The organism is Paenibacillus sp. FSL E2-0151 (assembly GCF_037993015.1).
Classification (GTDB): domain Bacteria; phylum Bacillota; class Bacilli; order Paenibacillales; family Paenibacillaceae; genus Paenibacillus; species Paenibacillus amylolyticus.
Genome location: NZ_CP150308.1, coordinates 3800163 through 3824204 on the forward strand (window position 1 = coordinate 3800163; position 24042 = coordinate 3824204).

Below are 24042 nucleotides of genomic sequence, written 5' to 3' on the forward strand. Positions count from 1 at the left end.
ACGATCAAAGTTTTAAAAGGGAGTGAACTATATTAATATACAGCATCCCTATTTACGACAAATTCAGCTTAAGCGGCAACAAGTACCCACCTATAATCGTTACCCCTTTGATTTGGCAGTCATTCGAAACCTAAATACTCTTGATTTCCACCCCAAGGTAACCTATATCGTAGGTGAAAATGGAATGGGCAAATCAACACTGATGGAGTCCATTGCTGTCGCATGGGGATTTAACCCGGAGGGTGGGACGATCAACTTTTCCTTCTCAACCCAGGCTACTCACTCGAACTTATATGAATATATACAATTGATTAAAGGTCCGCGACGCCCGAGGGATGGCTTCTTTTTCCGGGCAGAAAGTTATTATAATTTAGCCACAACGATCGATGAGTTGGACAGTCAGCCTTCATTCGGTCGCCCTATTCGCCCTATTAAAGATTCGTACGGTGGCAAGTCCTTGCATGAGCAATCGCACGGAGAGTCGTTCTTTTCCACTTTCATTCATCGGTTCGGAGAGAATGGATTATATATACTGGATGAGCCTGAGGCTGCACTGTCTCCCCTTCGCCAAATGGCGATGCTGACACGAATCCATGAACTTGTTTTGCAAAACTCTCAATTTATAATTGCGACCCATTCCCCAATCCTTATGGCATATCCAGATTCGATTATTTACAATCTAAAGCCAGATGGTATCGAAGTCCAAGTATTGGAAGAAACCGACCATTATATGATTATGAAAGAGTTTGTGAATAACAAGGATAGGATGCTCAGAGAGTTATTCGAGTAAGCTAAAGATTAATTCCACTGCTATCCTATAGAATCTAAAAGCTTAAGAGAGATCGTTACAAAGAAAGCGATCTATTGTCGAGATTAAGCTAACGAGAAACGTTAGCTTAATCAAACTTAATAAGGCATCAAATTGATCATCTGCTGATTTCAACTAGCGGACTGACAACAGGGATCGTTGCAGAAATGCTAACGATCCTTTTTTGTATATGTTTACGTATGAGTATTTAAATCACGAAAAAGGGCTCCTCCGTAGATTAGGACGCCCCAAGTGCAGGTCAGCGATCACGTACCTGGATATAAAGGGAAAACAGTGGGTGTTGCCCAACAAAGTGACGTTTTTATTTTTCACAGTCCGATCGGTAATTTTGGTGATGCTGAGTATCTACATGCTGTAAGCTTAGTAGAAGTGACTTTGTAGAACCATTCGAACGCTCTACAAAGAGAAACAACGGGTCGAACAGGAAGAACGGTACAACTATATTGGACTTTTATGGAGAAATAAGGATATAAAGCTACTGCTTCTATATATTTTAAAACAGAAGATTCTATTTTTTAGCATGGGTGCTTGTAGGGGGGGATGCATGTTTCATTATTTTCTGAAGATAAGCAGAAACATTGTTAGGATTGCAACTGCGAAGCATTCGTCCTAAATCGAGGAAGTATAAATATACTATTCTCTATTTTCATCATCTAATCGCCGACGAAATATCAAAGCCGAAACAGCAAATATAATAAAAGATAATGTTGAAGCAGCAGTAACCATCTTCAACACACTTCCTATCGGGGGGTTAAACAACAGAGCAATTGAGATGATTAAAACAGCACCTGTTAAACCCATTCCCAAAATCGAGATCGCTAAAATCTTGTTCATCAAATCACCTCACAGGTTGAAATAGAGTTTCTCATTGCATAATAATAGTTTAATACATGATGAATTAGTATAGAATGTAACAAAAAGTATAGCAAAGATTTAGTAGCGATTGCTTCCGAGAATGGGGAAGCAATCGCTATGTTTTTTTGCAGATTTTTTTATTTTTTTGTCCGCCACATGTGTACAAAAAATAAAAATGATGATACATTGAATTTAGTTTATTTCCTTTTATAACAGGGTTTTTTCGAAGAATACTGTGTCTCCTGTACGAGGACATGCGTATATCGAGGAGGGAATGGAATGTCAAGTCAAGCATTGGACCAATTTTTAAGTTCGAACATCGAAGATCTAAAGACTAAAGGTCTATATAACGTCATTGATACGCTGCAGGGTGCAAATGGTCCTGTTATTCGTATCAACGGAAAGTCCTTAATCAATTTGTCTTCCAATAACTATTTGGGACTGGCAACAGATCACCGCCTGATTGATGCTTCAGTTAAGGCGTCGCAGACATACGGGGCAGGCGCAGGGGCTGTGAGAACAATTAATGGTACGATGGATCTTCATATTGAGCTTGAAGAAAAACTGGCCCGTTTCAAAAAAACGGAAGCCGTTATCGTGTATCAATCGGGATTTAACTGCAATATGGCTGCTATATCCGCGGTAATGGACCAGCATGATGCGATTTTATCAGATGAGCTGAACCACGCTTCGATTATTGATGGCTGCCGCCTGTCGAGAGCCAAGGTGATTCGCTTTAAGCATTCGGATATGAATGATTTAAGACAGCAGGCGAAAGATGCCAAGGAATCCGGTCAGTACCATAAAATTATGGTCATCACCGACGGGGTTTTCTCCATGGATGGTGATATAGCAAAGCTGCCTGAAATCGTGAAAATAGCAGAAGAATTCGATCTGATTACTTATGTGGATGATGCCCACGGTTCTGGCGTTCTCGGAGCAGGTGCGGGAACCGTGAAGCATTTTGGATTGTCCGACCGCATTGACTTTCAAATTGGTACTCTTTCCAAGGCGATTGGCGTTGTCGGCGGTTATGTGGCGGGTAAAAAACAACTGATCGAATGGTTGAAGCTGAGAAGCCGTCCGTTTCTGTTCTCGACATCGCTACCTCCGGCTACAATCGCTTCTTGTAGCGCTTCTGTCGACATTTTGATGAATGACAAAGAGCTGATCGAGAAGCTGTGGGAGAACGGCAGTGATTTGAAAAATGGCTTGAGCCGGCTTGGATATGATGTAGGCCAAAGCGAAACGCCGATCACACCTTGTATCATTGGCGATGAAGTAACCACCCAACAGTTCAGCAAACGGCTTTATGAAGAAGGCGTTTACGCCAAGGCAATCCTGTTTCCGACGGTTCCGAAAGGAACCGGAAGAATACGCAACATGCCGACAGCTGCCCATACCAAGGATATGCTCGATCAGGTGATCTCCGTTTATGAGAAAGTTGGCAAGGAAATGAAGCTGATTTAGCTACATTCGCGGGAGTACATTTCGGGAGGAATGTCTTATGAACAAGATTTTGGTGACCGGAGCACTGGGCCAAATCGGTTCTGAGTTAGTTGTTAAATTACGTGAAATTTATGGTGCGGATCACGTCATTGCTACGGATCTCAGGTCATCAGCCCACGAAATTACCCGATCCGGGCCATTCGAGCTGCTGGACGTGACGAATGATAAGGCGATGTTCGAAATCGCCAAGCGGTACGAAGTTGATACCGTCATCCATTTGGCTGCGCTGCTGTCGGCTACCGCAGAGGAGAAACCGCTACTTGCCTGGAATTTGAATATGGGTGGATTGATGAATGCACTTGAAATATCCAGGGAGCTCGGCTGCCAATTTTTCACTCCAAGCTCCATTGGATCTTTTGGTCCTTTGACTCCGAAAGACAATACCCCTCAGGATACGATCCAGAGGCCCAATACGATGTACGGCGTGAACAAAGTGTCCGGCGAACTGCTTTGTGATTATTATTTTCACAAATACGGCCTGGATACTAGGGGACTGCGATTCCCGGGTTTGATATCTTATATGACGCCTCCCGGCGGAGGAACGACGGATTACGCCGTGGAAATTTATTACGCAGCCGTGACGGCTGGCCGGTATACATCTTATATCGCCAAGGACTCAAACATGGACATGATGTATATGCCGGATGCCCTGAACGCTATCATCGATTTGATGGAAGCGGATTCTTCCCGGTTGATGCACCGAAATTCATTTAATGTCACGGCAATGAGCGTGGATCCGGAGGCGATCGCTGCAGCGATTCGGGATGAGCTTCCCGGCTTTATCCTCGATTATGACGTTGATCCGAAGAGACAGGCGATTGCCGATAGCTGGCCGCATTCCATTGATGCAACGGCAGCGAAAACAGAATGGGGATTTCATGCTCGCTACGACTTGAAGGCCATGACGAAGGATATGCTTTCACATCTAAGCGAGAGACAAATGCTTCGCAAGGCTTAAAGTTATTATGAATTCGATCGAAGAGTGACATCGCTAAAAAAAGCAAGAAAGGGGAACTTATAAAAACAAAAACAGAACGAAACTGTCGAGGGACAAGAACATTGTTCCATTAAAGTCGCTATTACAGCGGCTTTTTTTGTTTTAAGGACAAGAACATTGTGTCATTTCGAATTAGGTATCTATCTAAATAGCATCATGATGAAGATCATGTGGCAAGAAAAAAGCACATGAATTTAAGAATTCGCGTGAATAACGATTTTTTTATTAGAAATAACGTTTTTCCGGTAAAGACCAATCAATCTGCGCCAACCATCGGGACGCGAATATGTGCTTACGAACTCGTCGATGTCGGTTTCGTAGATTGCTCTTGGTATCTCACGCTCATGCTTAGGAACACGAATTGTGGCTTCTTGGCAGAGGTAGTAATTCAAATGTTCGTGTCCAAATATGATTGTCATGTGGATTCATGACAGGCTCATGGTACTTGGAAGCGTTGAGAACGCCGGAGTAAGGACAGTACCGTTATCTTCGTATCTGACTGCAAACATTATTCTATGCCTGCCTAGTTCTGACAGATCTAAGCAGGGAGTCGAGCCAGATCAGATTCGGCAAGAATAGCCTTTCTGTTCATATCATACTAGTTTATTATCAAGTATCCTTCAGCAAGTCAACCATGTTAGAATAGTGAATTTCACTCAGTTGCTCGATAAAGTTATCTACCCTGTAGTTCTCCGGTTCAACTATCCAGAGACAAATTACTCCTACCAATCCAGATATCATGTATTCGATGCCAATTTTTATCTTCTCATCGTGGCGATGATCGCCGATTCCCGAAAAAATGATCGTTTTAAAAGCCTCTTTCAAGTAAACGGAGAAGTTTGGATAAATATTTTGAGTGATCATTGTCTTAAAAAATATCATATTGGCTTCAATATCGTCGAAAATCGTTTTTAACATGGTAGCAAACATATCTTTATCCATCTCATGAATTGAACTCACTTCCAGGCTTAAGCAAGCATTTAAACTCTCCACGTTTTCCTGAAATAACTTCTCCATGAATTGAGGTTTATCTACATAGTGCAAATAAAATGTGTTGCGATTTATCATCGCTTCTTTGGCAATGTCCTGCACAGTAATTCGTTCATAGCCTTTGGTTTGTACTAATCTCAGAAACGCTTCTTTAATGGCTTTCCGCGTTTTGAGAATGCGCAGATCCACTTTATCTTTACCCAATTCGTACTTCCCCTCCATAAATAATAGTCGGATTTATCAAAAGTGATGTTTAATTAACAGATTGAACAATATCAACCATTGAGTCGTTTAAGTGTACGTTTTACAATCAAAACTGTCAATTGAACTCACTAACTCATTCATAAAAGGAGAATCATAAATGAAAACACTGGCGATTATTGGTGCAGGTAAGGGATTAGGATTATCTATTGCGAAGAGCTTTGGCAAGCGCGGCTTCCAAGTGGCATTAGTTGCAAGAAATGCTGCAAAACTGCAAGATATGGTGGATGAACTGAAAGCGGATGGTATCGAGGCATCTTATTTCGTAGCAGATATTTTTAACAAGGAACAGATTGCACAGGCTATGACCAACATGAAAGAAAAGTATGGTCAGATTGATGTGTTGGAATTCAGTCCAACAGCAGGCAATTATCCTCCCACTTCTGTATTGGAGCTAACGGCGGAGAACGCCAGGGACGCATTTGAGGCGAATGTGGTTAGTGCCATCCATGTCGTCAATGCTGTTCTCCCTGCTATGCTCGCCAGGAAAGAGGGAGCCTTGCTCTTTACCTCAGGATTATCCGCCATGTACCCTGTGTCCATGATGGGGAATATCGGTATTGCTCTTTCAGGGTTACGCAATTATGTTGCTAATCTTCATACTTCATTGTCTGCTCAAGGGATTTTTGTGGGCCACCGCTCATTAGGTTTATTGATCAAGGAGTCAGGTACCGGCGCAATTAATGATCCGGATGTAATTGCAGAGATGTGGTACCAGGCCTATGTAGAGAAAAACGTATGGGAAGAAGAGTATCCTGAGGGGGTTACCCCCGAAACCATTCTGTTTTAACATTGGTGATGATTTCAGCAGGTCATAACATACAGTTGTAACCAAGTAGATGAGCTTGAGAACTAGGCATATATTTTGTGCTAAGAGACGCTTGAAAGAGATGAAGAAGTCGCTAATTTAGCGGCTTTTTTGTTTATCGGTACAAGTTCTTGTCCCGAGTCGAGGACAAGAACTTGTACCGATTGCCGATTAGATAAACACCTAACTAAGTTTCATGCAATTTCATTTAACAAATGTGTAGGAAAAATAAACTAATTGTCCAGTGAAAATATAGTATTTTCTTAGTGTTTAGGTTAAAGATAAGTCCCTGTTTAAGCACTACATGCTACACGCGTAGGTTCTTTAATAAATGATTGGAAATGGAATATAAAAAGGAGGACGTAACCCGCGAAGGCGCGGAGGGCAGTGCTTAGACTTTCATGAATAAAAGAGGTGTCTGGGGTATTATATGTAATTATGGGTTATGAAATAAATGGATTATTTGAAAAGAAAATGGGGGAATCAAAATATGGAACGTAAAATTCAACTAATGGAAACCTACGTAAATATCGACTTTGGAAACTCACCCTTTTTAAAATTAGATAAAGGGTTGCAAATTCCATACTCTTTAATCGAGGGAATAACAACAGGTAGACCAATACCCAAGGCTTTTAAACTATATGGTGCTTTATTAGGAGAAAAAAGAAATGGGTTATTTAGATCAAATGGTGGTTATCAACTCCACTTTTTTGAAAATGAGCTTGAAACTCTTCATTTAGATTTGAATAGCTTGAAAGTTGGTATGTTCAAAATATCAAAGTTGATCATTGGTGTTGAAAATCCTGAAGAAATAAGTGAAAATATTTCCGAAAGAGTGCAGTGATAATAAAGGAAAAGTGTATTACGAACGTGAGACGGTGGAACTTCGAGAAAAAAGCTTACGAGCTCAAAAACTTGTGAAGACATATAATGGTTGCGATCCAGAGGAGAAGAAATAATATGTGCGACAAGACAACGCAAAAAAGATCACTTCATTGTAGAATATAAGAATTATGAGATGGGCGGGAATTGTACATTTTTTCGGGGGAAGTTCTTTATTATGTGTACTAGGAAAGAATAAGCGGAGCTTATACAATAACATTAGAGATTGTAAACGCTTGCTTTTAATTCTGAGGATGCAATCAATGAATTACCGTAATCCCGTATATGAAGGATTCTATTATTCCAATACCAAAGGAGATGCCTTATGAATCAACAACAACTACCTAAGCCCCACCAACCGCTCGTAACCCACATCTTCACTGCTGACCCGTCCGTCCATGTCTACGAGGGCAAAATCTACATCTATCCTTCCCATGACTTCGATCATGACGAGCCGAGCAACGATAACGGCGACCAGTATAAAATGGAAGACTATCATGTCCTCTCGATGAACAACTTCGATTCCCCGGTGGTTGATCACGGCGAAGCGTTGCATCTGAGAGATATTCCGTGGGCCTCCAAGCAGCTCTGGGCACCAGATGCCGCTTATAAGAACAATACCTATTACCTGTTTTTCCCGGCACGGGATCATGACGACATCTTCCGTCTGGGTGTGGCAACATCAGAGTCTCCGGCAGGCCCATTCATGCCGCAACCGAATTATATGGAAGGCAGCTTCAGTATCGATCCGGCCGTATTGGTGGATGACGACAATCAGTCATACATCTATTTCGGCGGACTCTGGGGTGGCCAGTTGGAGAAATGGCAGACCGGCAGCTTCGTGCCAGATGCAGAAGGACCTGCTCCTGACCAGCCGGCGCTTGGACCGCAAGTTGCACTGCTTAGCGACGACATGCTGTCCTTCCAAGGCAAGCCTGCCGAGATATCGATTGTCGATGAAGACGGGAATCCGATTCTGGCTGGGGATGAGGAACGGAGATATTTTGAAGGCCCATGGGTGCATAAATATAACGGCTATTACTACCTGTCCTACTCTACAGGAACCACGCATAAGCTCGTATATGCGATCGGCAAGAACCCGATGGGACCATTCACGTTCAAGGGCGAGATTCTCTCTCCGGTTATCGGCTGGACAACCCATCACTCCATTGTGCAAGTTGAAGACAAGTGGTATCTGTTCTATCACGACAGCTCCCTGTCGGAAGGCGTCAACCACAAGCGCTGCGTTAAATATTCGGAGCTGAACTACAACGAAGATGGAACGATCCAGAAGATCAATCCTTATCCGGGTGCGGAGTAAGTTAGCTGGTTAGCGGAAACAGATAAGATTACAATATAAGGCATAATACATGAGGCAGCTCCTGACGGGGCTGCTTTTTTGATAGGAGGAGGATCAGTTGTTTCACTCAAACTTGGAGAAAATCTCTGCTGAACAAAGAATACTTCAGCAGTATACTGATTGAATTAATAAATTTATCTTAATTAAACATAAAGCCTTCTTTCCTTCGGAGAGAAGGTTTTTAGTTTAATTAGAATTTTGTTGACACATATAATATCCTAATGGCTTTATCCAGTTGAATGCGTGAAGCGCGTGTCGACGAGTTTTAGTAGGGAACTTCTTTTCCTGTGGAGGGACAAGAAAATAGTCCGATTAACGATTAGATGAGTATCAAAATAAAAAAGCTATATAGAGGAGAGTGGGCTTTAACTTGGGTCAGTAGCGCTACAGGGAAATACTTAACCCATAGAAAGGGATGAAATAGTTGTTTACTTAGATACGTATTGTGTCTTATAATTTTCACAAAGATACAAATCGTATCCTAAAAAGTTTGTATCGCACAAGTAATGTAAGGGTGCTCGCATCTTGGTTCCAGTTGGTTCCAGTTTTTGTAGAAAGAGGGGACGATCGATGGAAACGAAAAAAACGCCTTGGCAGGCACCGGAATTAGAGGTGCTGGATGTGCAGCAAACGATGGCTGGCTATGGATTCAGGCAAATTGATTGGATCGAAGAACATGATGCAGACCTATATGATCCATCGTCCTGATAATCATACTTCAAATTAGAAATCGTATTCTTGCTCAAAAGGTCGCCTGTGGGCGGCTTTTTCGATGCTCAGATGAGGGACAAGAACATTGTACCATTCCAGACCAAGACGACTATGATTGATATTGAGCAGCAGCTAAATAAGGCGTAGCATCAGCCTCCTGTTGATGTAACATTTGTTCGAATACGTTGCGAAATTCGTTACGCCGCTCGACAAACATTGTCCAATTGAGGCCTCCACGAAAAAATGATTTCTCCAAAAACGGCTTATACAGACAGTTCATAATATATAACGGAACCTGTTCTTTCAAATCCAGTGGTTGAAACACATGTGATGCATCATCGTAAACGGCTCTTCTTTTGTCAGCTTCAAATGAACGGGGGTGAAGGAGTCAAAAAATACTCTTCTCTAAATACGATTGAATTGTGCATGATCAGATTCCCTTCGCTTCGTAAGTCATTTGGAAGGAAGCATTGCTTACGGACAGTATGTCTGTATTTTTCAGCGCATTCAACCATATATAGGATTTGTTTATTATGTTAAAGAGGTTCTACACCATTTATAGCGTTGTGAGAGGGGAGTGATCATTTTGAATACTTCTAAACAAATGATGTCTCATAATTCCAATGATCGTTTTAGTAAACTTGGAATTTATAGCGTCCAAAGTGTCTTTATTATTCTGTTCTTGCTGTTAACCCCTGTCTACTATTTGAACAAGTGGGACTTTAAACGTCAGAAAAAGCGGAATCCTTTCTACACCAGTAAATTGGTTCGATTGCAAGAGCGTTATCCGATTTTCTACGAATTGGCCATGTACGTTCAAAATTTTCCTATTCCTCGTAATGTTTACAAAGTTTTACCCCCTTTAAAGGGCGATGTTCTTCAGGTGGGCTGTGGTACAGGTTTATTGAACAAGTATTTTCGCAAGCAGAAGGATGTTCGTTTTTTTAACATGGATCCGAATATAAATGCTCTAAAACTTGGAAAGAAGTGGGGAAGGTTTAATTCTTATATCCATGCTTTCATTGATAAACCGACTTCTTTACCTGATCATAGCTGCGATATGATTTTGTTTGCAAGAAGCTTTCATCACATTCGCTATCACAAAAAAGCCTTCATAGAGAGCTGCAGACTGTTACGTGACGGTGGATCTATCATTATTGCGGACCCGGTTGTTCTCAAGTCTCTTTCAGGTTCTGTAACGGACGGTGGTTATATGGCGAACTCTTCGATTGATGGTGTAATTTGGAGATTTACCAAAGAAACATTAATTACTCACATAGAGCGCTGTCTTCCTCCTGAATTAAAGATAGAATCAGTAACCGAAACGAGACAAGTGCATGTAACGAATTATAATTTATTTGTACCTCAGACAGATATCGTAGTGGTACTGCGAAAAAGGGAGGCTGTATACAATGACAACTAAATTTATTTATGGTGTTTGAAATCTGCAGCATTATTCAATGTTTATCCATTGCTCAGCCAGAAACATGTCTTGCGGATAATATAGGTAAAGGTATCTCTCCACAGAGGTGCCTTTTTTTGTTTTTAGGAACCAAGTCTTGTCCCAAGCTGAAGACAAGATCATTGTGTAGGCTGCAACGTTTGTCGTGTCAAGGGAAGATGAGTTGCACGGGAATAACGGCGTTCTTAGGAGAATAGATATCATCCATTTGTTCACGTAACAGCTTTACGGCTGTTCGTGCCATTTCCTGTTCATCCTGCTGCACATAAGCTACGCCTGAAAGATGTGGATTATCAAAAGATAGCAAGTCGATATTTGAGTGAACGTTCAGAAGACTGATAGCGGCGGATGTAAGGCGTGCTGTTTCTTCAGTCAAGGAAAAGGCTGCCGAAATTCCAATGTGGTTCTGCAAGAAGTTGCTTACATAGTCCAATGCTTGCTCGCTGCGTAGAATGTCGAGAGGGATGTGACACCACAAGCTCTTGTCAATCGAGATGCCTTGATCTGTGTACGCCTGCTCAAAGCCGAGCGTGCGATCCTCGACGGCTGTATTGGCATTTTCAGGTGAGATGAGCGCAATCTGCTGATGGCTCTTGGATAACAAATGGGATACAGCTTTATACGCACCGCCGTAATTGTCGGATGTAATGGTGTACGTCTCAATGTTGCGCAGATAGCGGTCGATGAACACACACGGGAATTTATCGAGCGACAGACGCAGTAATGATTCGTTATACTTCTCATCTTCTGTTGGAAAAACGATCAACCCCTTCACACCGAGCTCCGTTAGTGTACGAATGACGTTTGATTCGATAGAGGAGGACTCGCGCGTGATGCTTAGTACCATGCTGAGGCAGGCTTCTTGTAGGAAGTGTTCCGTGTAGTCAACGAGCTTCTGAATGACACGGGTTCTCATCGTCGGAATGATGAAGCCGATGAGCGGCATGGAGCACGCGCTACTTGGGGATGGCGAGAAATTGATGCTAGAAACAACAAGACTAGAAGAGACGAATGAGCCTTTGCCTTGTACGCGTATAATTAATCCTTCGTCAGCTAGTAGGGTTAGGGCGTTCCTGACGGTTATTTTACTTACTCTGAATTCGTCCATTAGTTCTTGTTCAGAAGGAATGCGGTCCGTTGGCCGAAGCTGCCCCGATTTAATTTTCTGTATAATATTTTCTCGAATTTGTTTGTAGAGCGCCAGCTTTTTCAAAGAGTAGCATCTCCCCATAAACTTTATGATTTTATAATCAATTGGTTATATAAAGCTTATTTCATATATATTATAATACGGCATGTAAAGCGCTTACAATACGAAATCTGAGAAATTGTTGCGAAGGGGTCTTTTCTTTGAAAGGTTAGAATTATGTTAAGGATGGTGGTGCCAAGATGGATTGTAACCGCTTAAATTAACAGAACTAACTAGTCAGCCGACTTTTCAAATGCATAACAAAAAAGAGAGGATGACGAACAAATGAAAAAACGCAGTGCTTTAATCTCCATCGTTACTCTCCTGATTATGTCACTTGTTTTTACTGCATGTGGTAGTCCTTCTGGTTCAAAAACGGAAACACAACAATTAGGCGCTAATGCCGGTGAGAATGCAACAGAATTATCATTTTGGACATTCGCAGATTTGCACGGCAAGCATTTGGATAAAATGCTGGGGTTATGGAACCAACAGAACCCAGACAAACAGATTAAGTTGAATGTAACGGTTATGCCTTACGATGATATGCACAACAAGCTCTTATTGGCAGTTACAAGCGGAAAAGGTGCTCCTGATATCGCGGATATTGAGCTTGGTCAATTCCCTAAATTCTTGGAAGGTGACAACGTTCCCCTGGAATCTTTGAATGATGTATTTGCACCATACAAAGACGTTGTTGTTCCTTCACGTGTCGAGATTTACTCCAAAGCCGATCAGGTTTATGGCTTTGATTATCACGTAGGTGCTACGCTTGCTTTCTACAACACTGAAATTCTCGAACAAGCAGGTGTTGACTACAAGACAATCAAAACGTGGGAAGATTACAAACAAGCAGGTATCAAGGTTTACGAAAAGACTGGCAAGTACTTAGGTACTGCTGATACATCAGCTTCGTGGCAAGCATCGCTGCTACTAGCTCAGCAAAATGCCGATTTTACAGATGAAAATGGTAATCCAAAAGTGAACTCGCCTGAAATGATTAAAGCGTATGAAATGTTAGTCGATCTGCAGAAGAACAATGTTATTCATACGATCCCTGGCGGACAACCCGACACAGAAGAAGCAAAAGGTGAATATAACAAAGGCAACTACGCAAGTGCATTGATGCCTGAGTGGTACATGTCCCGCTTTGTAAACGAAATGAAAGACCTTAAAGGTAAGTATGCAATAGCTCCATTGCCTGTATTCGAAGAAGGTAATCCTCGTTCCGTTGGTTTAGGCGGTACTGGCACAGTTGTTACTAAGAATGGTAAAGACGTTCTGTTGGCAAAAGAATTTGTAGCCTTTGCTAAGCTTTCGAAAGAAGCTACTACAGAAATCTGGAATACACTTGGATTTGACCCAATCAACATGGAAGTATGGAAAGATGATGCAGTTACGAAAAACCCTGAAAATGAATACGTCCAATACTTTAAAACAAATGCATTTGATACTTTGAATGAAATCAAAGAAGAAATTAGAGCGATTAAGTCCGTTAAAGCTTCACCAACCATCGGCAATATATTCAATACGGTTACTTTGAATGCTATCTTTGAAGATGGCCAAGACGTGAAGGAAGCGTTGGATGAAGCACAAGCAGCAATTGAACAAGAATTGAAATAAATATAATAAGTAAATGATTTGATTAAACCTGTCGGCAGGTACAGTGGTCGGCAGGTTTAACCATAGTCAAGGGAGATTGAGAATATGATAAAGAAATTTGTATACTCTCAAAAAGTTGCACCTTATGTTTTTGTATTGCCATTTATACTCATATTTTTGATATTCTGGTTTTTTCCGCTTGTAAATTCATTCGTAATGAGCTTTCAAGATAGGATGCTGGGACAGGATCCTAAATGGATTGGTGAAGCAAATTATTCGAAATTACTTACTGATAAAGTGTTTTTGACATCTATTAAAAATAGCGTTGTGTACATGTTAGGAACCTTAGTGCTGTTGATTCCTTTTCCCATGTTATTCGCCGTTATGATCAACAGTAAGTTAATGATGGGAAGAGAGTTTTTTAAATCTTCTTTCTTTCTCCCTGCATTGACATCTGTCGCAGTTGCGGGTACCATTTTCCGCCTTACATTTGGTGAGATGGAAGGTTCATTAATGAACAGTTTCCTAGGTATATTTGGTGTAGAGCCTATCAAATTTTTGAAAGACGGAAATTGGAGTATGGCAGCACTGTTAATCCTCGCATGTTGGAGATGGACAGGCGTTAATATGCTTTACTATCTATCGGGTTTGAAAAGCATTGACAATGAATATTATGAGGCTGCTTCAATTGACGGTGCATCTGCTTGGCAGAAGTTTAGAACGATCACAATGCCATTATTGAAGCCGACCACGGTATATGTTACCACAATTAGTGTTTATGCAGGTTTAGCAATGTTTACTGAGAGCCTGATGATGTTCAACGGTAACAAATCACCACAAAATATTGGCTTAACCATTGTTGGATACCTGTATAGACAAGGGATTGAGCAGAATAAGCTGGGTTACGCAGCAGCAGTTGGTATCGTTCTGTTAGTCATTGCTATGGTTATCAATTTAACGCAGTTGAAATTTAGTGGAATGTTCAAAAAGGAGGAGGATTAAAGTGGGCAGAAGTCAGACGAGGAGTGATTTCATCTCTAGAATAGTAATTATTTGTTTATTCATTATACTATTCGTTATAATTATGATCCCATTCTACGCAGTGGCCCTATCTTCCTTTAAACCAGGTGAATCATTAGTTAGATATGGTCTTAACCTAAGTTTGGATTTTGAAATCATGAGTTTTGATAATTTCATCTTTCTGTTTACTGGAGAACATGATTATTTTGTGTGGTTTTGGAACAGTATGATTTTAACAATCGTTCAAGTGGTTTTAACACTTTTTGTAAGCGCATTTGTTGCATATGGTTTTGCAGCATATCATTTTAAAGGTAAGAACTTCCTCTTTATATGTGTTTTACTCATTATGATGGTGCCTTTCGAAATACTGCTGGTTCCTTTGTACAGCCTAATTAATGATTTGGGAATGGTGAATAGCTATACGGCAATCATTCTGCCCGGTATAGCCAATGCCGCGACAATATTTTTCTTCAGGCAATATCTACGAAGCATACCCAACGAGATTATTCAATCTGGGCGGGTTGATGGCGCAAACGAGTATGCGATTTATTTCAGACTAATTATGCCGATTATGAAGCCATCGTTTGCAGCAATGGCCATATTGAATGGTATGAATAGCTGGAATAATCTATTGTGGCCATTCATGGTGCTCGGAGATCAGAGTAAATATACACTTCCAATCGGTTTGAAAACATTGTTAACTCCTTATGGCAATAACTATGACTTATTGATCGTGGGCTCCTTCTTCTCCATCATTCCAATTTTCATATTATTCATTGCTTTTCAGAAATATTTCATAGACGGTATGACTGCAGGCGCTGTTAAAGGGTAATCTATATTATGATGAAACAGGTGATAAGATGGAAATCCAACAACGAGCGTCACACGACATTCAACCATTAATTGAACAGAGAGCTGATCCTTTTATTTACAGACATTCGGATGGTTATTATTACTTCGTAGCATCCGTTCCGGAGTATGATCGGATTGAAATCCGTAGAGCCCAGAACCTTGAGAAGCTTGTTACATCAACTCCTGTAGTGATCTGGAGAAAGCGCGAGAATGGTATCCTTAGTGCCAATATTTGGGCACCCGAACTGCATTTTATTGATAACAAATGGTACGTGTATTTCGCTGCCGCATACACGACGGAAACGAATGAAAGCTTGTTCGACCATCGGATGTACGTGCTAGAGAATGAAAATGACAATCCGCTCGAAGGCAGTTGGATGGAAAGAGGGCAGATTCGTACCGAATGGGAAAGCTTCGCCCTCGATGCCACTACCTTTGAGCATAATGGCAGCCGTTATTACGTATGGGCACAAAAGGATCCGAACATCGGAGGTAACTCTAATCTGTATATATCTAAAATGAGCAATCCGTGGACGCTGACTGGGTCGCAAACGATGATTTCGATGCCGGAATATGACTGGGAGATCATTGGTTATAAAGTGAACGAAGGCGCGGCATTTCTTCGCAAGGGTAATCGGGTATTCCTCTCTTACTCGGCTAGCGCCACCGATTTCAATTATTGCATGGGCTTACTTGAAGCCGATGCGGATGCTGATTTGCTCGATGCCACCTCATGGCGCAAGTCTCAAGCAGCGGTTTTCTCTACAGATGAGAGTATCTCAATGTATGGTCCCGGTCATAATTCCTTCACGGTGTCAGAGGACGACGAAGAGACGCTATTTGTGTTTCACGCAAGAACGTACAAGAACATTATAGGAGATCCGCTGTACGATCCGAATCGCCATACATTTGTGACGGAGCTTTTGTGGACGGCTGACGGCAGACCCGATTTCCGCGGTTCTGTTGCAGCACTTGCACGTTCTTTACAATGAACGAGTGTCCCAACAAGGTTGGTTGATGGATTTGAGTTCGTTTATCCAACTTGCCAAAGAGAGACAGTTAGAACATCGAAGGCACCCTACTGGGTGCCTTCGATTTCGCTCTACAGATAATACTTCGAACCGTATCATAAGGGCAGGATAGTTTAACAAATAAGTCGAAGAGTTGAGTGGGACTAACCTTGCTTAAAGAGGAAAGAGATAACGTTAAATTATAAAAATGTTGTTCACACTTAAATTAACCATGAATTAACCAAAAGTGAGGAAAAAATACTTGTGATAATTTTGGGTTTTATCGAACAAATAGCTTTAAGTAATGATGTTGATGTTCGAAATGTTGTAAGTGTATCAGTTATGACTCGGTTAGGCGACGATACAACAGTTCTGACTAACGACTTGAAATATCTAGGGGAACAAACAAATGTATTGTCTAAAGAAATTGAGGCGAGTTATGGAAGAAGTTGCAATCTAAAGATTCGGGAAACGATAGCTCAATAAAACCGAGGATAGGGCAGGTTATAATCAAACTGCTTAGCAACTTTTTTTGTTTTAAGGAACCAAGTTCTTGTCCCAAGCTAAGGACAAGAACAAACCGACCAGATTTACACATGATAACGGCATCATTTCGATGATAAATCTTTTACCATTAGATAATGCGGAATTCCATCTTCCATAAATACATCGGAGGTAGTCTGGTATCCTAGCTTGTGATAAAATCCCTCTGCATGTGTCTGTCCGTGTAATTTAACTTTGGATATTTCTTTATTTTCTGCAATTTCTTCCAGTGATGTAACGATTAATTTACCGAGACCATATTCGCGATAAGGTTTTAAGATACATATTCGATCTAATTTACCTACGCCATCTCGAATAATAATTCTGCCTGTTCCGGCGGGTAGTTCATTAAAATAGACCAGGATGTGCTCACACTGTCCATCTAAATTATCATAATCATCAAACTCATCTTCAATTGGTACATTTTGTTCTTTCACAAACACTTTTTCTCTTATTTGAAAAGCGATGTTGAGCCCCTCAATTGAGTCTATTTTTTTTGATTTCATTTCTTATAATCCTTTCAGAAATTCATTTTGTAATTAAAAACAAATTAAACATACTTTTAGAATGATTATAAACGATAATTTTTTTGTTGTAAATACAACAAAAAAGGAGGAGCTAAAGGACTACGACAGATCATTAAAGACTCCTAGATACCGAGTGTTAAATTACCAGTTGCCTTATCATTTGTAGTGAGCGCTTGAGTGTACAACTCAATGATTTTTAAAGCATACGGCAGGAATTGATGACCATACTGAGTAAGAACGACTTGTTTACCCAAGCGATCAAAGATAGGTTTTCCAAGTTCAGTTTCCAATTCTTTAATATGCGTTGTGACAGAAGACTGAGCATAACCTAGTTGATAAGCTGCTTTCTTAAATCCCTCTTTTTCAACGATGGTCTTTAAGGTAATTAGATGACGAAGTTCCATAATTACATCCTTAATTAATTGCTCTTAATAGGAGGTTTTATTATGATTTTAATTGAACTTTGGAATCATTATAAGGCTGATAAACGAATTCAAGGGTTGAGCCCTCAAGATGTTGGTTTCTGATCTAGGGGATGTCGATATTTCGGGAGTAACTCTAAATCTCCTGAAGGAATACTTAGCAAAGCAATCTGATCGTCTAAAACCAAGCAGCCTAGGGCACGGTATCCCTTTTGTACGTTCCTTATTTTGCTTTGCACATGAAGAAACCTATCTATCTAGCAATCCTTCTATTAAACTGCATGAGCCAAAACATGGAGAAGCGGGTATTTAAGTTTTTGATGGAAGAAGATGTGATTCATTTAAAGATCTCTTGTCAGACCTTACGGGAAGGAGTTTAAATTAAAATAGTATGCCTTCATAAACTGTTAAGAATTGCTCTCTATAATTCAAACTGTAAGCATTAAAACAAATTATTAGGAGGGCATTAATATGAAAAGAAAGAGTTTGAAGTGGGTTGGATCAACAGCATTATCACTTGTACTGGTAACTAGCATATTACCAGTGGCAGGGGCGACTGGTGTGTCTAAAGTTAATAGAGTTACGGAAGTGAATGGAACTGTGACTACAAAAAGTGAGAAAAACAATGTATATGTAGAGAGTGAGTTCGCCACGCTAAAAAGAGTTGTATTGACACAATCTGAAGCTTTTATGCACTTCAATTTTGATGATTTTCCAGAAGGAGACATGCCTATGCCTGAAGGAGGCATGTCTATAATGAATACGGATCCGGCAGAGGCACAGAAAAAGTGGGAAAAAGAGCGTGAAGATCTTAAAAAGGTTCTTGAAAAATACGGGGTTGAGGTTCAACGTCCACGCCTTTTAAATGAAAAAGAAAAACAACTAGGGGCTGTGAAAGATGGCATTACAGGTGGCGAAGGAGTAACTAATTTCTTTGTCAGAGATCCATTCTTCACAATCGGAAATCATCTAATTGAAGGTTCATTTAAATCGGCTTACCGGAGACTTGAGGTTTTACCTGTTAGAAGTATTCTGGATAAGGAAGCAGCCCAAAATAACGTTCCGCATGTAGCTGTCCCACAACCAGACGTTTCTAAAGGAATCAACTCTGCTGCCGGTCCTTACCTTGAAGGTGGAGATATCCTCGTGTATGGAAAGACTGTATTTGTCGGTAATTCTGGTCTAGCTTCAAACAAAGCCGGTATTGATTGGCTCAGAAACTATTTGACACCATCAGGTTATAAGGTGGTTGAGGTGAAGCTAGAACCTGGCACATTGCACCTGGATTGTGCTATCAGTTTTGTAAGAGATGGATTAATGATTGTTAGCATGGATTCGTTAGCCAATGGGCTCCCAGAAGAACTTAAAAATTGGGACAAAATCGAAGTGAGTTACAAGGATGCTCAAGATTTGGCAGTAAATGGATTGCCAATCAGTAGCAAAGTATATGTTACGGACATTGCATTCAAAAATACAATTGGAAAAGAGCTTGAGAAAAGAGGAATCAAAGTAGAATATGTTGATTACGAAATTTCTCGTTCTTTCGGCGGAGCTTTCCGTTGCAGTACACAGCCATTGCTCCGCACGGATAGCTAAAAGTTAAATCAAGTATGAGGTGAACTATGACAAGCCGGATTTTAGTGGTTGAAGATGATCAGGAAATTCGTGATCTGCTACGTATGTCTCTTGTCCGTGAAGGTTATGAAGTAACAACAGCTAAAGATGGAGAACAGGGAATTGAATTAGTAAATGAGTCATTGGATTTGGTGATTCTGGATATTATGATGCCTGGAATAAACGGACTGGAGGCTTGTATACGAATCAGAGAACGATACAATGTTCCTATTCTTTTTCTAACTGCTAAATCCGGAACTTTGGACAAAACGGAAGGTTTGCTTGCCGGTGGAGATGATTACTTAACTAAACCTTTTTCTGTACAGGAGCTTCTGGCAAGAGTTATTGCTTTGTTGCGTAGGTATACGATTTATCAAGATAAAAAGGATTATGGCGAAACATTTCTTATCGGAGGACGCTTAAAAGTAAGTGAACAATTTAACGATGTATGGAAAGGCAGTCAGAAGATTGAGCTTTCCGATCTGGAGTACGGTCTACTTAAACTGTTGATGACCAGAAGAAATAAAATTTTCTCTGCCCAAAATATTTATGAGAGTATTTGGAAGGAACCTTATTTCTACAGTTCAAATAATACGGTAGTAGTACACATCCGAAAATTACGATTGAAAATCGAAGAAGATCCAGCAAAACCAGCGTATATCTTAACGGAATGGGGAAGAGGTTACCGTTTTGGCCACTCATAAACTTACAATAACTAAAAAGTTGACTGTTTTAATAATTATTGCTCTCACCATAAGTGTTCTTTGTTTTTTACTTTTGCAGTCCATAAGCAATCGGGTTATGGATCATTATTTTACTTCTGATGAGCGTTTAAAGTCCGAATCTCAAGTTTACGTCCAAAAATTTTCAGAATATGTTTCAGCAAACGATCTGTCAACGACAGATCGTATTGCGTTTTCAGACTGGATTAAAAGTCAGAAGAGTAATTTATTTTTATACGTATTTCAGAACCAGGTGCTTCAATATGATTCCTTGTATCATGCTGATGACGAAGGAGCATATGGAAGTCAGCCTGAAACTGATTATGATCGACGGAACTCTTACCCAGTACAATTTAAGGATGGGACAGGTAACGTTTCAATCTATGGATTTTATTTTTCCCACTACTATAATGTGGCCTACATGCTTGAAATATTGCTGTCCGCAATGTTATTTATAACCATTGTTTTATTTGGAATACGTAGAGGGATCAAATATTTACGCACAATTAATAATGAAATTCATATCCTTGAAGGCGGCTCATTAGACTATTCTATAACGGTACGAGGGTATGATGAATTGGCGATGATTGCGGAAAGTATAGAGGAACTACGTAAAGCATTTTTAGGCAGGTTAGAAAGGATAGAAAATTTGCAAAATGAGAGTAGAAATCTCGCAACCGAAATGTCTCACGATATGCGTACGCCACTGACATCTCTCATCATGTATTTAGAGTTTGCCCGTAATACACCAGAAGATTTATGTGTAGAAACAAGGTATCAAATCGAGAGTGCGTATCAAAAGGCTCTCCAACTTAAGAATCGTACAGACGATCTGTTTTCATATTTTTTATTAGATAAAGAGAGGGAGGCAGACTTAGTAACCCTTTCAGTTCGGGAATCAATTCATGATGTATTGTCAGATATTACAGCTGTACTTCGAGCGGAAGGATTTCAGGTACTTGTAAATGCCTCCCCTACGGATGTCATAATTATAGTGGATATGGAAAATATTGGACGTGTATTTGATAATTTTCTGTCGAACATACTAAAATATGCAGATCGAGAGCAAAAAATTAATTTATTTACTTATATAGAAGATAATCATTTTGTGATTTGTGTAGAAAACAAATTAAAAATAAATAATGAATCTGTAGAAAGTTATAAATTGGGTGGAAAAATCATAGAAAAAGTTATGCATCGGATGATAGGAGAATTCTCTTCATCTGAAGATCAAGAGAATTACAAGATTATCCTGAAATTTAAAATAAGTCGAGCTTTTAAATAGCTGCCTAAAATTGCATGTAACATGTTTTCGTAGATCTATCACGTTGACTGTATTCAATTCGTTCGACGATGAAGTTATGCGCGGGGTTGTTACGACAAAACGGGTAATTCTGTTGGAAGAAGGTACAGCTGAGATGAAAGGGCTAATGGGCAGTAAAGGGGCTCAACGAAGCGAGCACTGGAAATCTGCCATAAAGATCCAGCCACAACTCATGTTCACCTTTATAATTGGACTGATGAAGTGAAAGAGCTGAAGGTACTGGCCCATGCTGATCGATCGACCACAGGATGCCCTGACATCACGAGAATCAATATTTTTCCAGCCCATTCCAAAATGAATTGTCGAGGGACAAGAACATGGTCCCATTGAAGTCGCTATTTTAGCGGCTTTTTTGTTTTATCGGTACAAGTTCTTGTCCCGGGCCAAGGACAAGAACTTGTACCGATTGCCAATTAGGTGTATATCTAAATAATCAGCATATGCACTTATTTGGGAACAACTATAAGAATAATGTTACATTAATTAAATCCAAACCCCCGAGTTAGCTGTCTATATAACAGGAGGTGAACGACAATGATCGATGCACAGCAACAAATCAACGCCGCACAAAACGGAGATCACGATGCCTTCGTTTCTCTTATAAAGGATCGAACGGATAAGCTGCACCGAGTGGCTCGCCATTATGTACGGGAGTCCAAAGATGCGGAGGATATCGTTCAGGATGCCCTGGTTAAGGCTTATGAGTCACTGCAAACGCTGCAGCAAGCCGAAGCGTTTGAGAGCTGGCTTACCAGAATTGTGGTGAACCGGGCGCTCAATCATTTGAAGAAATCCAAGCGTGTTCACCTGAGCGAAGACCCGCAGGCGCAAGAGCCATTGGTCGTTAATGATATCGATCAAACCCTGGATCTGGAGCGTGCATTGGCCAGTCTGAATCCGAAGCTGCGTCAGCTCCTGTTCTTAAAATATAAGAAGGACCTGACCCAGCAGCAAATCGCCCATCTCCTGGATATGCCATTAGGTACTGTAAAAACACAATTACGGAAGGGGCTGGAACATTTGCGCAACGAAATGGCTCAAGATTTTCTCGAACGAGACCTGGATACATTACGCCTGCAGTTAAGACAACAGGCAGAGCACCAGTTTGCCGTTTCACCGGATTATGATCTGATCGTCAATGACTATCAAGAGAACACCGGGAGGGGAACAGGGAAGGGAGAAGCGGGATTCTTATGGGTTAAAACGGGGAGTGATGACGCCGTTTCTGCCACGCTCTCCAGGGGCGGCAACTTGCTAGACTATGCCATTTCCTGGGCCTCATTGGACAACGAGACACGGATATCTGAGGAGGAGCTCAAACAGCAGGCAGAGCAATTCCTGGAAGATCATTATCCCGGCGCACTGCGTGATTTTCCGTATTGTGAGATGGAGTGGATGGAAGGGATGTTGGTGTACACACGACAGCAGAAGGCGATGGGGCTGCCGCTTCCTGAGACGGGATGCCTGATTATGGTTCATCCCAGCGGTCGCGTGGTCGGATTTAGGTACTATGGAACCGTTCCAGGGCCAGCACTCCCAACCATGATCACACCAGAAGAGGAACAGATGGCGTGTATGAAGGCGAATTTTTTGCTACATGTGGAATATTGCGTATTGGACAAAGCCGTGTACACGGATGGTGACGATCAGGTCCATCTTGTTTACGCCCCCCGAAGTAGAGGACTAATCTATACTGCATCATCACAGGAGGAAGTTCCGACAGCCTATAGGGCAGAAGCTGTCCCCTCTGACCCAAGAACTCTGGACGAGTGGCCAGGTGAGTTCCCGCCCGCACGAAGCCTAGAAGAGTGGATTGGCGTAGACAACGACCAATTTCAGTTAGTACAAGACAACAATATTGGCTCGAACACCAAGTTGATGGTGTGGAAGCAACAGAATGAAGAGCGTCCAGCCAAGAATGACCGGTCTTGGAAGGCCTATTGGGCTGATCAGATGGAGGGAGCGGTCAAGGCGCGAATAGACAGCCAAACCGGACAACTGATTGACTTTGTTTCGCATGGTAAGCCAGATCAACTAGCTCCATTAACCTGGGATCGAGACGCATGTATAGAAGTAGCTATGGACTATGTACGAGGACTAGCAGCCGAAATGTTGCCGTATCTCAAGCTTCTAACTGAAGAGAGCGACGACGAAGATCGTTTGGAAATCATTCGCTTTGGTGTATATGTTCAAGACATATCTGTCAGGGATGAATGCTATCAACTAGCTGTTGACCGCTCTAATGGGAGGGTCAAAAGTTTGATGTCCCCCTCCATAAGGCCAGAACAGTTAAAGAAGCTGGAGACCGTGCCTTCATTTGATTACCAGACAGCCATCCTCCGATGGACGGCACAGGCCAAGCTGCGTCTGCAATGGGAACGGATGCACAATACTAGGGCGGAAGAGGCCCCGTACGAACTAGTGTATCGAATGATTGGTAGCGAGCACGAGCGGACGCCCGAAGTGCTTGATGCGCATACGGGGAAGTTATACGAAAATACTTTTTACTGACAAACAAAAACATCTAGCCCGAAACTAAGGGCTGGAAGGCAT

Annotated in this window: 21 protein-coding genes and 1 pseudogene; 17 read left to right on the forward strand and 5 right to left on the reverse strand. The window is 41.2% G+C overall.

Annotation, left to right across the window (positions count from 1 at the left end; genetic code table 11):
- Positions 1–31: 31 nt before the first annotated feature.
- Positions 32–790, forward strand: a complete 759-nt coding sequence (locus MHI55_RS17180; RefSeq protein WP_076250655.1) for an AAA family ATPase — start codon at positions 32–34, stop codon at positions 788–790.
- A 672-nt stretch (positions 791–1462) separates the two neighbouring features.
- Here MHI55_RS17180 and MHI55_RS17185 read toward each other — a convergent pair.
- Entirely contained in the window at positions 1463–1663 is a 201-nt protein-coding gene (locus tag MHI55_RS17185) for a hypothetical protein (RefSeq protein ID WP_076250515.1), read from the reverse strand.
- A gap of 300 nt (positions 1664–1963) precedes the next feature.
- Between MHI55_RS17185 and MHI55_RS17190 the strand changes: the two genes are divergently transcribed.
- The gene (locus MHI55_RS17190; protein WP_076250513.1) at positions 1964–3154 is read left to right on the forward strand and encodes a glycine C-acetyltransferase; all 1191 of its coding nucleotides are present in this window, start codon (positions 1964–1966) and stop codon (positions 3152–3154) included.
- 37 nt (positions 3155–3191) lie between these two features.
- On the forward strand, positions 3192–4151 hold the full coding sequence (locus tag MHI55_RS17195) for an L-threonine 3-dehydrogenase (protein ID WP_076250511.1): 960 nt from the start codon (positions 3192–3194) through the stop codon (positions 4149–4151).
- A 648-nt stretch (positions 4152–4799) separates the two neighbouring features.
- Here MHI55_RS17195 and MHI55_RS17200 read toward each other — a convergent pair.
- Positions 4800–5384, reverse strand: coding sequence for a TetR/AcrR family transcriptional regulator (locus MHI55_RS17200; RefSeq protein ID WP_051447337.1), 585 nt, complete (start codon positions 5382–5384; stop codon positions 4800–4802).
- A gap of 157 nt (positions 5385–5541) precedes the next feature.
- Here MHI55_RS17200 and MHI55_RS17205 point away from each other — a divergent pair, with 157 nt between their 5' ends.
- The 5 genes from MHI55_RS17205 (at position 5542) to MHI55_RS17225 (ending at position 10625) form a co-directional block, all read left to right on the forward strand.
- Positions 5542–6231 carry an SDR family NAD(P)-dependent oxidoreductase gene (locus tag MHI55_RS17205; RefSeq protein ID WP_076250508.1) on the forward strand — a complete coding sequence of 230 codons (690 nt, stop codon included), beginning with the start codon at positions 5542–5544 and terminating at the stop codon, positions 6229–6231.
- A gap of 508 nt (positions 6232–6739) precedes the next feature.
- On the forward strand, positions 6740–7093 hold the full coding sequence (locus MHI55_RS17210) for a hypothetical protein (protein ID WP_076250506.1): 354 nt from the start codon (positions 6740–6742) through the stop codon (positions 7091–7093).
- Between the two features lie 363 nt (positions 7094–7456).
- Complete coding sequence (locus MHI55_RS17215; protein WP_340386436.1) at positions 7457–8452, forward strand: glycoside hydrolase family 43 protein; 996 nt, start codon at positions 7457–7459, stop codon at positions 8450–8452.
- Positions 8453–9061: 609 nt separating this feature from the next.
- Positions 9062–9199, forward strand: coding sequence for a paeninodin family lasso peptide (locus MHI55_RS17220; RefSeq protein ID WP_106427116.1), 138 nt, complete (start codon positions 9062–9064; stop codon positions 9197–9199).
- Positions 9200–9788: 589 nt separating this feature from the next.
- Positions 9789–10625: a class I SAM-dependent methyltransferase gene (locus tag MHI55_RS17225; RefSeq protein WP_340386439.1), complete on the forward strand. Its 837-nt coding sequence runs from the start codon at positions 9789–9791 to the stop codon at positions 10623–10625.
- A 187-nt stretch (positions 10626–10812) separates the two neighbouring features.
- Here the strand turns inward: MHI55_RS17225 and MHI55_RS17230 are convergent, their stop codons facing one another.
- Positions 10813–11895 carry a GntR family transcriptional regulator gene (locus tag MHI55_RS17230; RefSeq protein ID WP_340386441.1) on the reverse strand — a complete coding sequence of 361 codons (1083 nt, stop codon included), beginning with the start codon at positions 11893–11895 and terminating at the stop codon, positions 10813–10815.
- A gap of 243 nt (positions 11896–12138) precedes the next feature.
- Here MHI55_RS17230 and MHI55_RS17235 point away from each other — a divergent pair, with 243 nt between their 5' ends.
- The 4 genes from MHI55_RS17235 (at position 12139) to MHI55_RS17250 (ending at position 16319) form a co-directional block, all read left to right on the forward strand.
- A complete protein-coding gene (locus MHI55_RS17235; RefSeq protein WP_340386443.1) occupies positions 12139–13476 on the forward strand; it encodes an extracellular solute-binding protein in 1338 nt (445 codons plus the stop codon).
- 84 nt (positions 13477–13560) lie between these two features.
- Entirely contained in the window at positions 13561–14457 is an 897-nt protein-coding gene (locus tag MHI55_RS17240; RefSeq protein ID WP_036613887.1) for a sugar ABC transporter permease, read from the forward strand.
- Position 14458: 1 nt separating this feature from the next.
- The gene (locus MHI55_RS17245; RefSeq protein ID WP_253508865.1) at positions 14459–15307 is read left to right on the forward strand and encodes a carbohydrate ABC transporter permease; all 849 of its coding nucleotides are present in this window, start codon (positions 14459–14461) and stop codon (positions 15305–15307) included.
- Between the two features lie 28 nt (positions 15308–15335).
- A complete protein-coding gene (locus tag MHI55_RS17250) occupies positions 15336–16319 on the forward strand; it encodes a family 43 glycosylhydrolase (RefSeq protein ID WP_340386445.1) in 984 nt (327 codons plus the stop codon).
- A 626-nt stretch (positions 16320–16945) separates the two neighbouring features.
- Here the strand turns inward: MHI55_RS17250 and MHI55_RS17255 are convergent.
- Together MHI55_RS17255 and MHI55_RS17260 are read right to left on the reverse strand one after the other, a co-directional pair.
- Positions 16946–17386 carry a GNAT family N-acetyltransferase gene (locus MHI55_RS17255; RefSeq protein ID WP_339186995.1) on the reverse strand — a complete coding sequence of 147 codons (441 nt, stop codon included), beginning with the start codon at positions 17384–17386 and terminating at the stop codon, positions 16946–16948.
- 146 nt (positions 17387–17532) lie between these two features.
- Positions 17533–17811, reverse strand: a pseudogene (locus MHI55_RS17260) (LysR family transcriptional regulator); the annotation flags it as partial.
- 489 nt (positions 17812–18300) lie between these two features.
- Here MHI55_RS17260 and MHI55_RS17265 point away from each other — a divergent pair.
- From MHI55_RS17265 to MHI55_RS17285, 5 genes are all read left to right on the forward strand, one after another.
- Positions 18301–19425, forward strand: coding sequence for an arginine deiminase family protein (locus tag MHI55_RS17265; protein WP_083684368.1), 1125 nt, complete (start codon positions 18301–18303; stop codon positions 19423–19425).
- Positions 19426–19451: 26 nt separating this feature from the next.
- Positions 19452–20147, forward strand: coding sequence for a response regulator transcription factor (locus MHI55_RS17270; RefSeq protein WP_036673666.1), 696 nt, complete (start codon positions 19452–19454; stop codon positions 20145–20147).
- Entirely contained in the window at positions 20134–21450 is a 1317-nt protein-coding gene (locus MHI55_RS17275; protein ID WP_340386447.1) for a HAMP domain-containing sensor histidine kinase, read from the forward strand. The genes MHI55_RS17270 and MHI55_RS17275 overlap by 14 nt, the downstream gene beginning before the upstream one ends.
- 43 nt (positions 21451–21493) lie before the next feature.
- Positions 21494–21694, forward strand: a complete 201-nt coding sequence (locus MHI55_RS17280) for a hypothetical protein (RefSeq protein WP_253508885.1) — start codon at positions 21494–21496, stop codon at positions 21692–21694.
- A 329-nt stretch (positions 21695–22023) separates the two neighbouring features.
- Complete coding sequence (locus MHI55_RS17285) at positions 22024–24000, forward strand: sigma-70 family RNA polymerase sigma factor (RefSeq protein ID WP_339186989.1); 1977 nt, start codon at positions 22024–22026, stop codon at positions 23998–24000.
- Positions 24001–24042: the final 42 nt, after the last annotated feature.

Excerpts from the sequence above, each read along its gene's own strand:
- MHI55_RS17185 (WP_076250515.1), bottom strand. The coding sequence starts at position 1,663 with ATGAACAAGATTTTAGCGATCTCGATTTTGGGAATGGGTTTAACAGGT.
- MHI55_RS17190 (WP_076250513.1), top strand. The coding sequence starts at position 1,964 with ATGTCAAGTCAAGCATTGGACCAATTTTTAAGTTCGAACATCGAAGAT.
- MHI55_RS17195 (WP_076250511.1), top strand. The coding sequence starts at position 3,192 with ATGAACAAGATTTTGGTGACCGGAGCACTGGGCCAAATCGGTTCTGAG.
- MHI55_RS17205 (WP_076250508.1), top strand. The coding sequence starts at position 5,542 with ATGAAAACACTGGCGATTATTGGTGCAGGTAAGGGATTAGGATTATCT.
- MHI55_RS17210 (WP_076250506.1), top strand. The coding sequence starts at position 6,740 with ATGGAACGTAAAATTCAACTAATGGAAACCTACGTAAATATCGACTTT.
- MHI55_RS17215 (WP_340386436.1), top strand. The coding sequence starts at position 7,457 with ATGAATCAACAACAACTACCTAAGCCCCACCAACCGCTCGTAACCCAC.
- MHI55_RS17220 (WP_106427116.1), top strand. The coding sequence starts at position 9,062 with ATGGAAACGAAAAAAACGCCTTGGCAGGCACCGGAATTAGAGGTGCTG.
- MHI55_RS17230 (WP_340386441.1), bottom strand. The coding sequence starts at position 11,895 with ATGGGGAGATGCTACTCTTTGAAAAAGCTGGCGCTCTACAAACAAATT.
- MHI55_RS17235 (WP_340386443.1), top strand. The coding sequence starts at position 12,139 with ATGAAAAAACGCAGTGCTTTAATCTCCATCGTTACTCTCCTGATTATG.
- MHI55_RS17240 (WP_036613887.1), top strand. The coding sequence starts at position 13,561 with ATGATAAAGAAATTTGTATACTCTCAAAAAGTTGCACCTTATGTTTTT.
- MHI55_RS17250 (WP_340386445.1), top strand. The coding sequence starts at position 15,336 with ATGGAAATCCAACAACGAGCGTCACACGACATTCAACCATTAATTGAA.
- MHI55_RS17255 (WP_339186995.1), bottom strand. The coding sequence starts at position 17,386 with ATGAAATCAAAAAAAATAGACTCAATTGAGGGGCTCAACATCGCTTTT.
- MHI55_RS17265 (WP_083684368.1), top strand. The coding sequence starts at position 18,301 with ATGAAAAGAAAGAGTTTGAAGTGGGTTGGATCAACAGCATTATCACTT.
- MHI55_RS17270 (WP_036673666.1), top strand. The coding sequence starts at position 19,452 with ATGACAAGCCGGATTTTAGTGGTTGAAGATGATCAGGAAATTCGTGAT.
- MHI55_RS17285 (WP_339186989.1), top strand. The coding sequence starts at position 22,024 with ATGATCGATGCACAGCAACAAATCAACGCCGCACAAAACGGAGATCAC.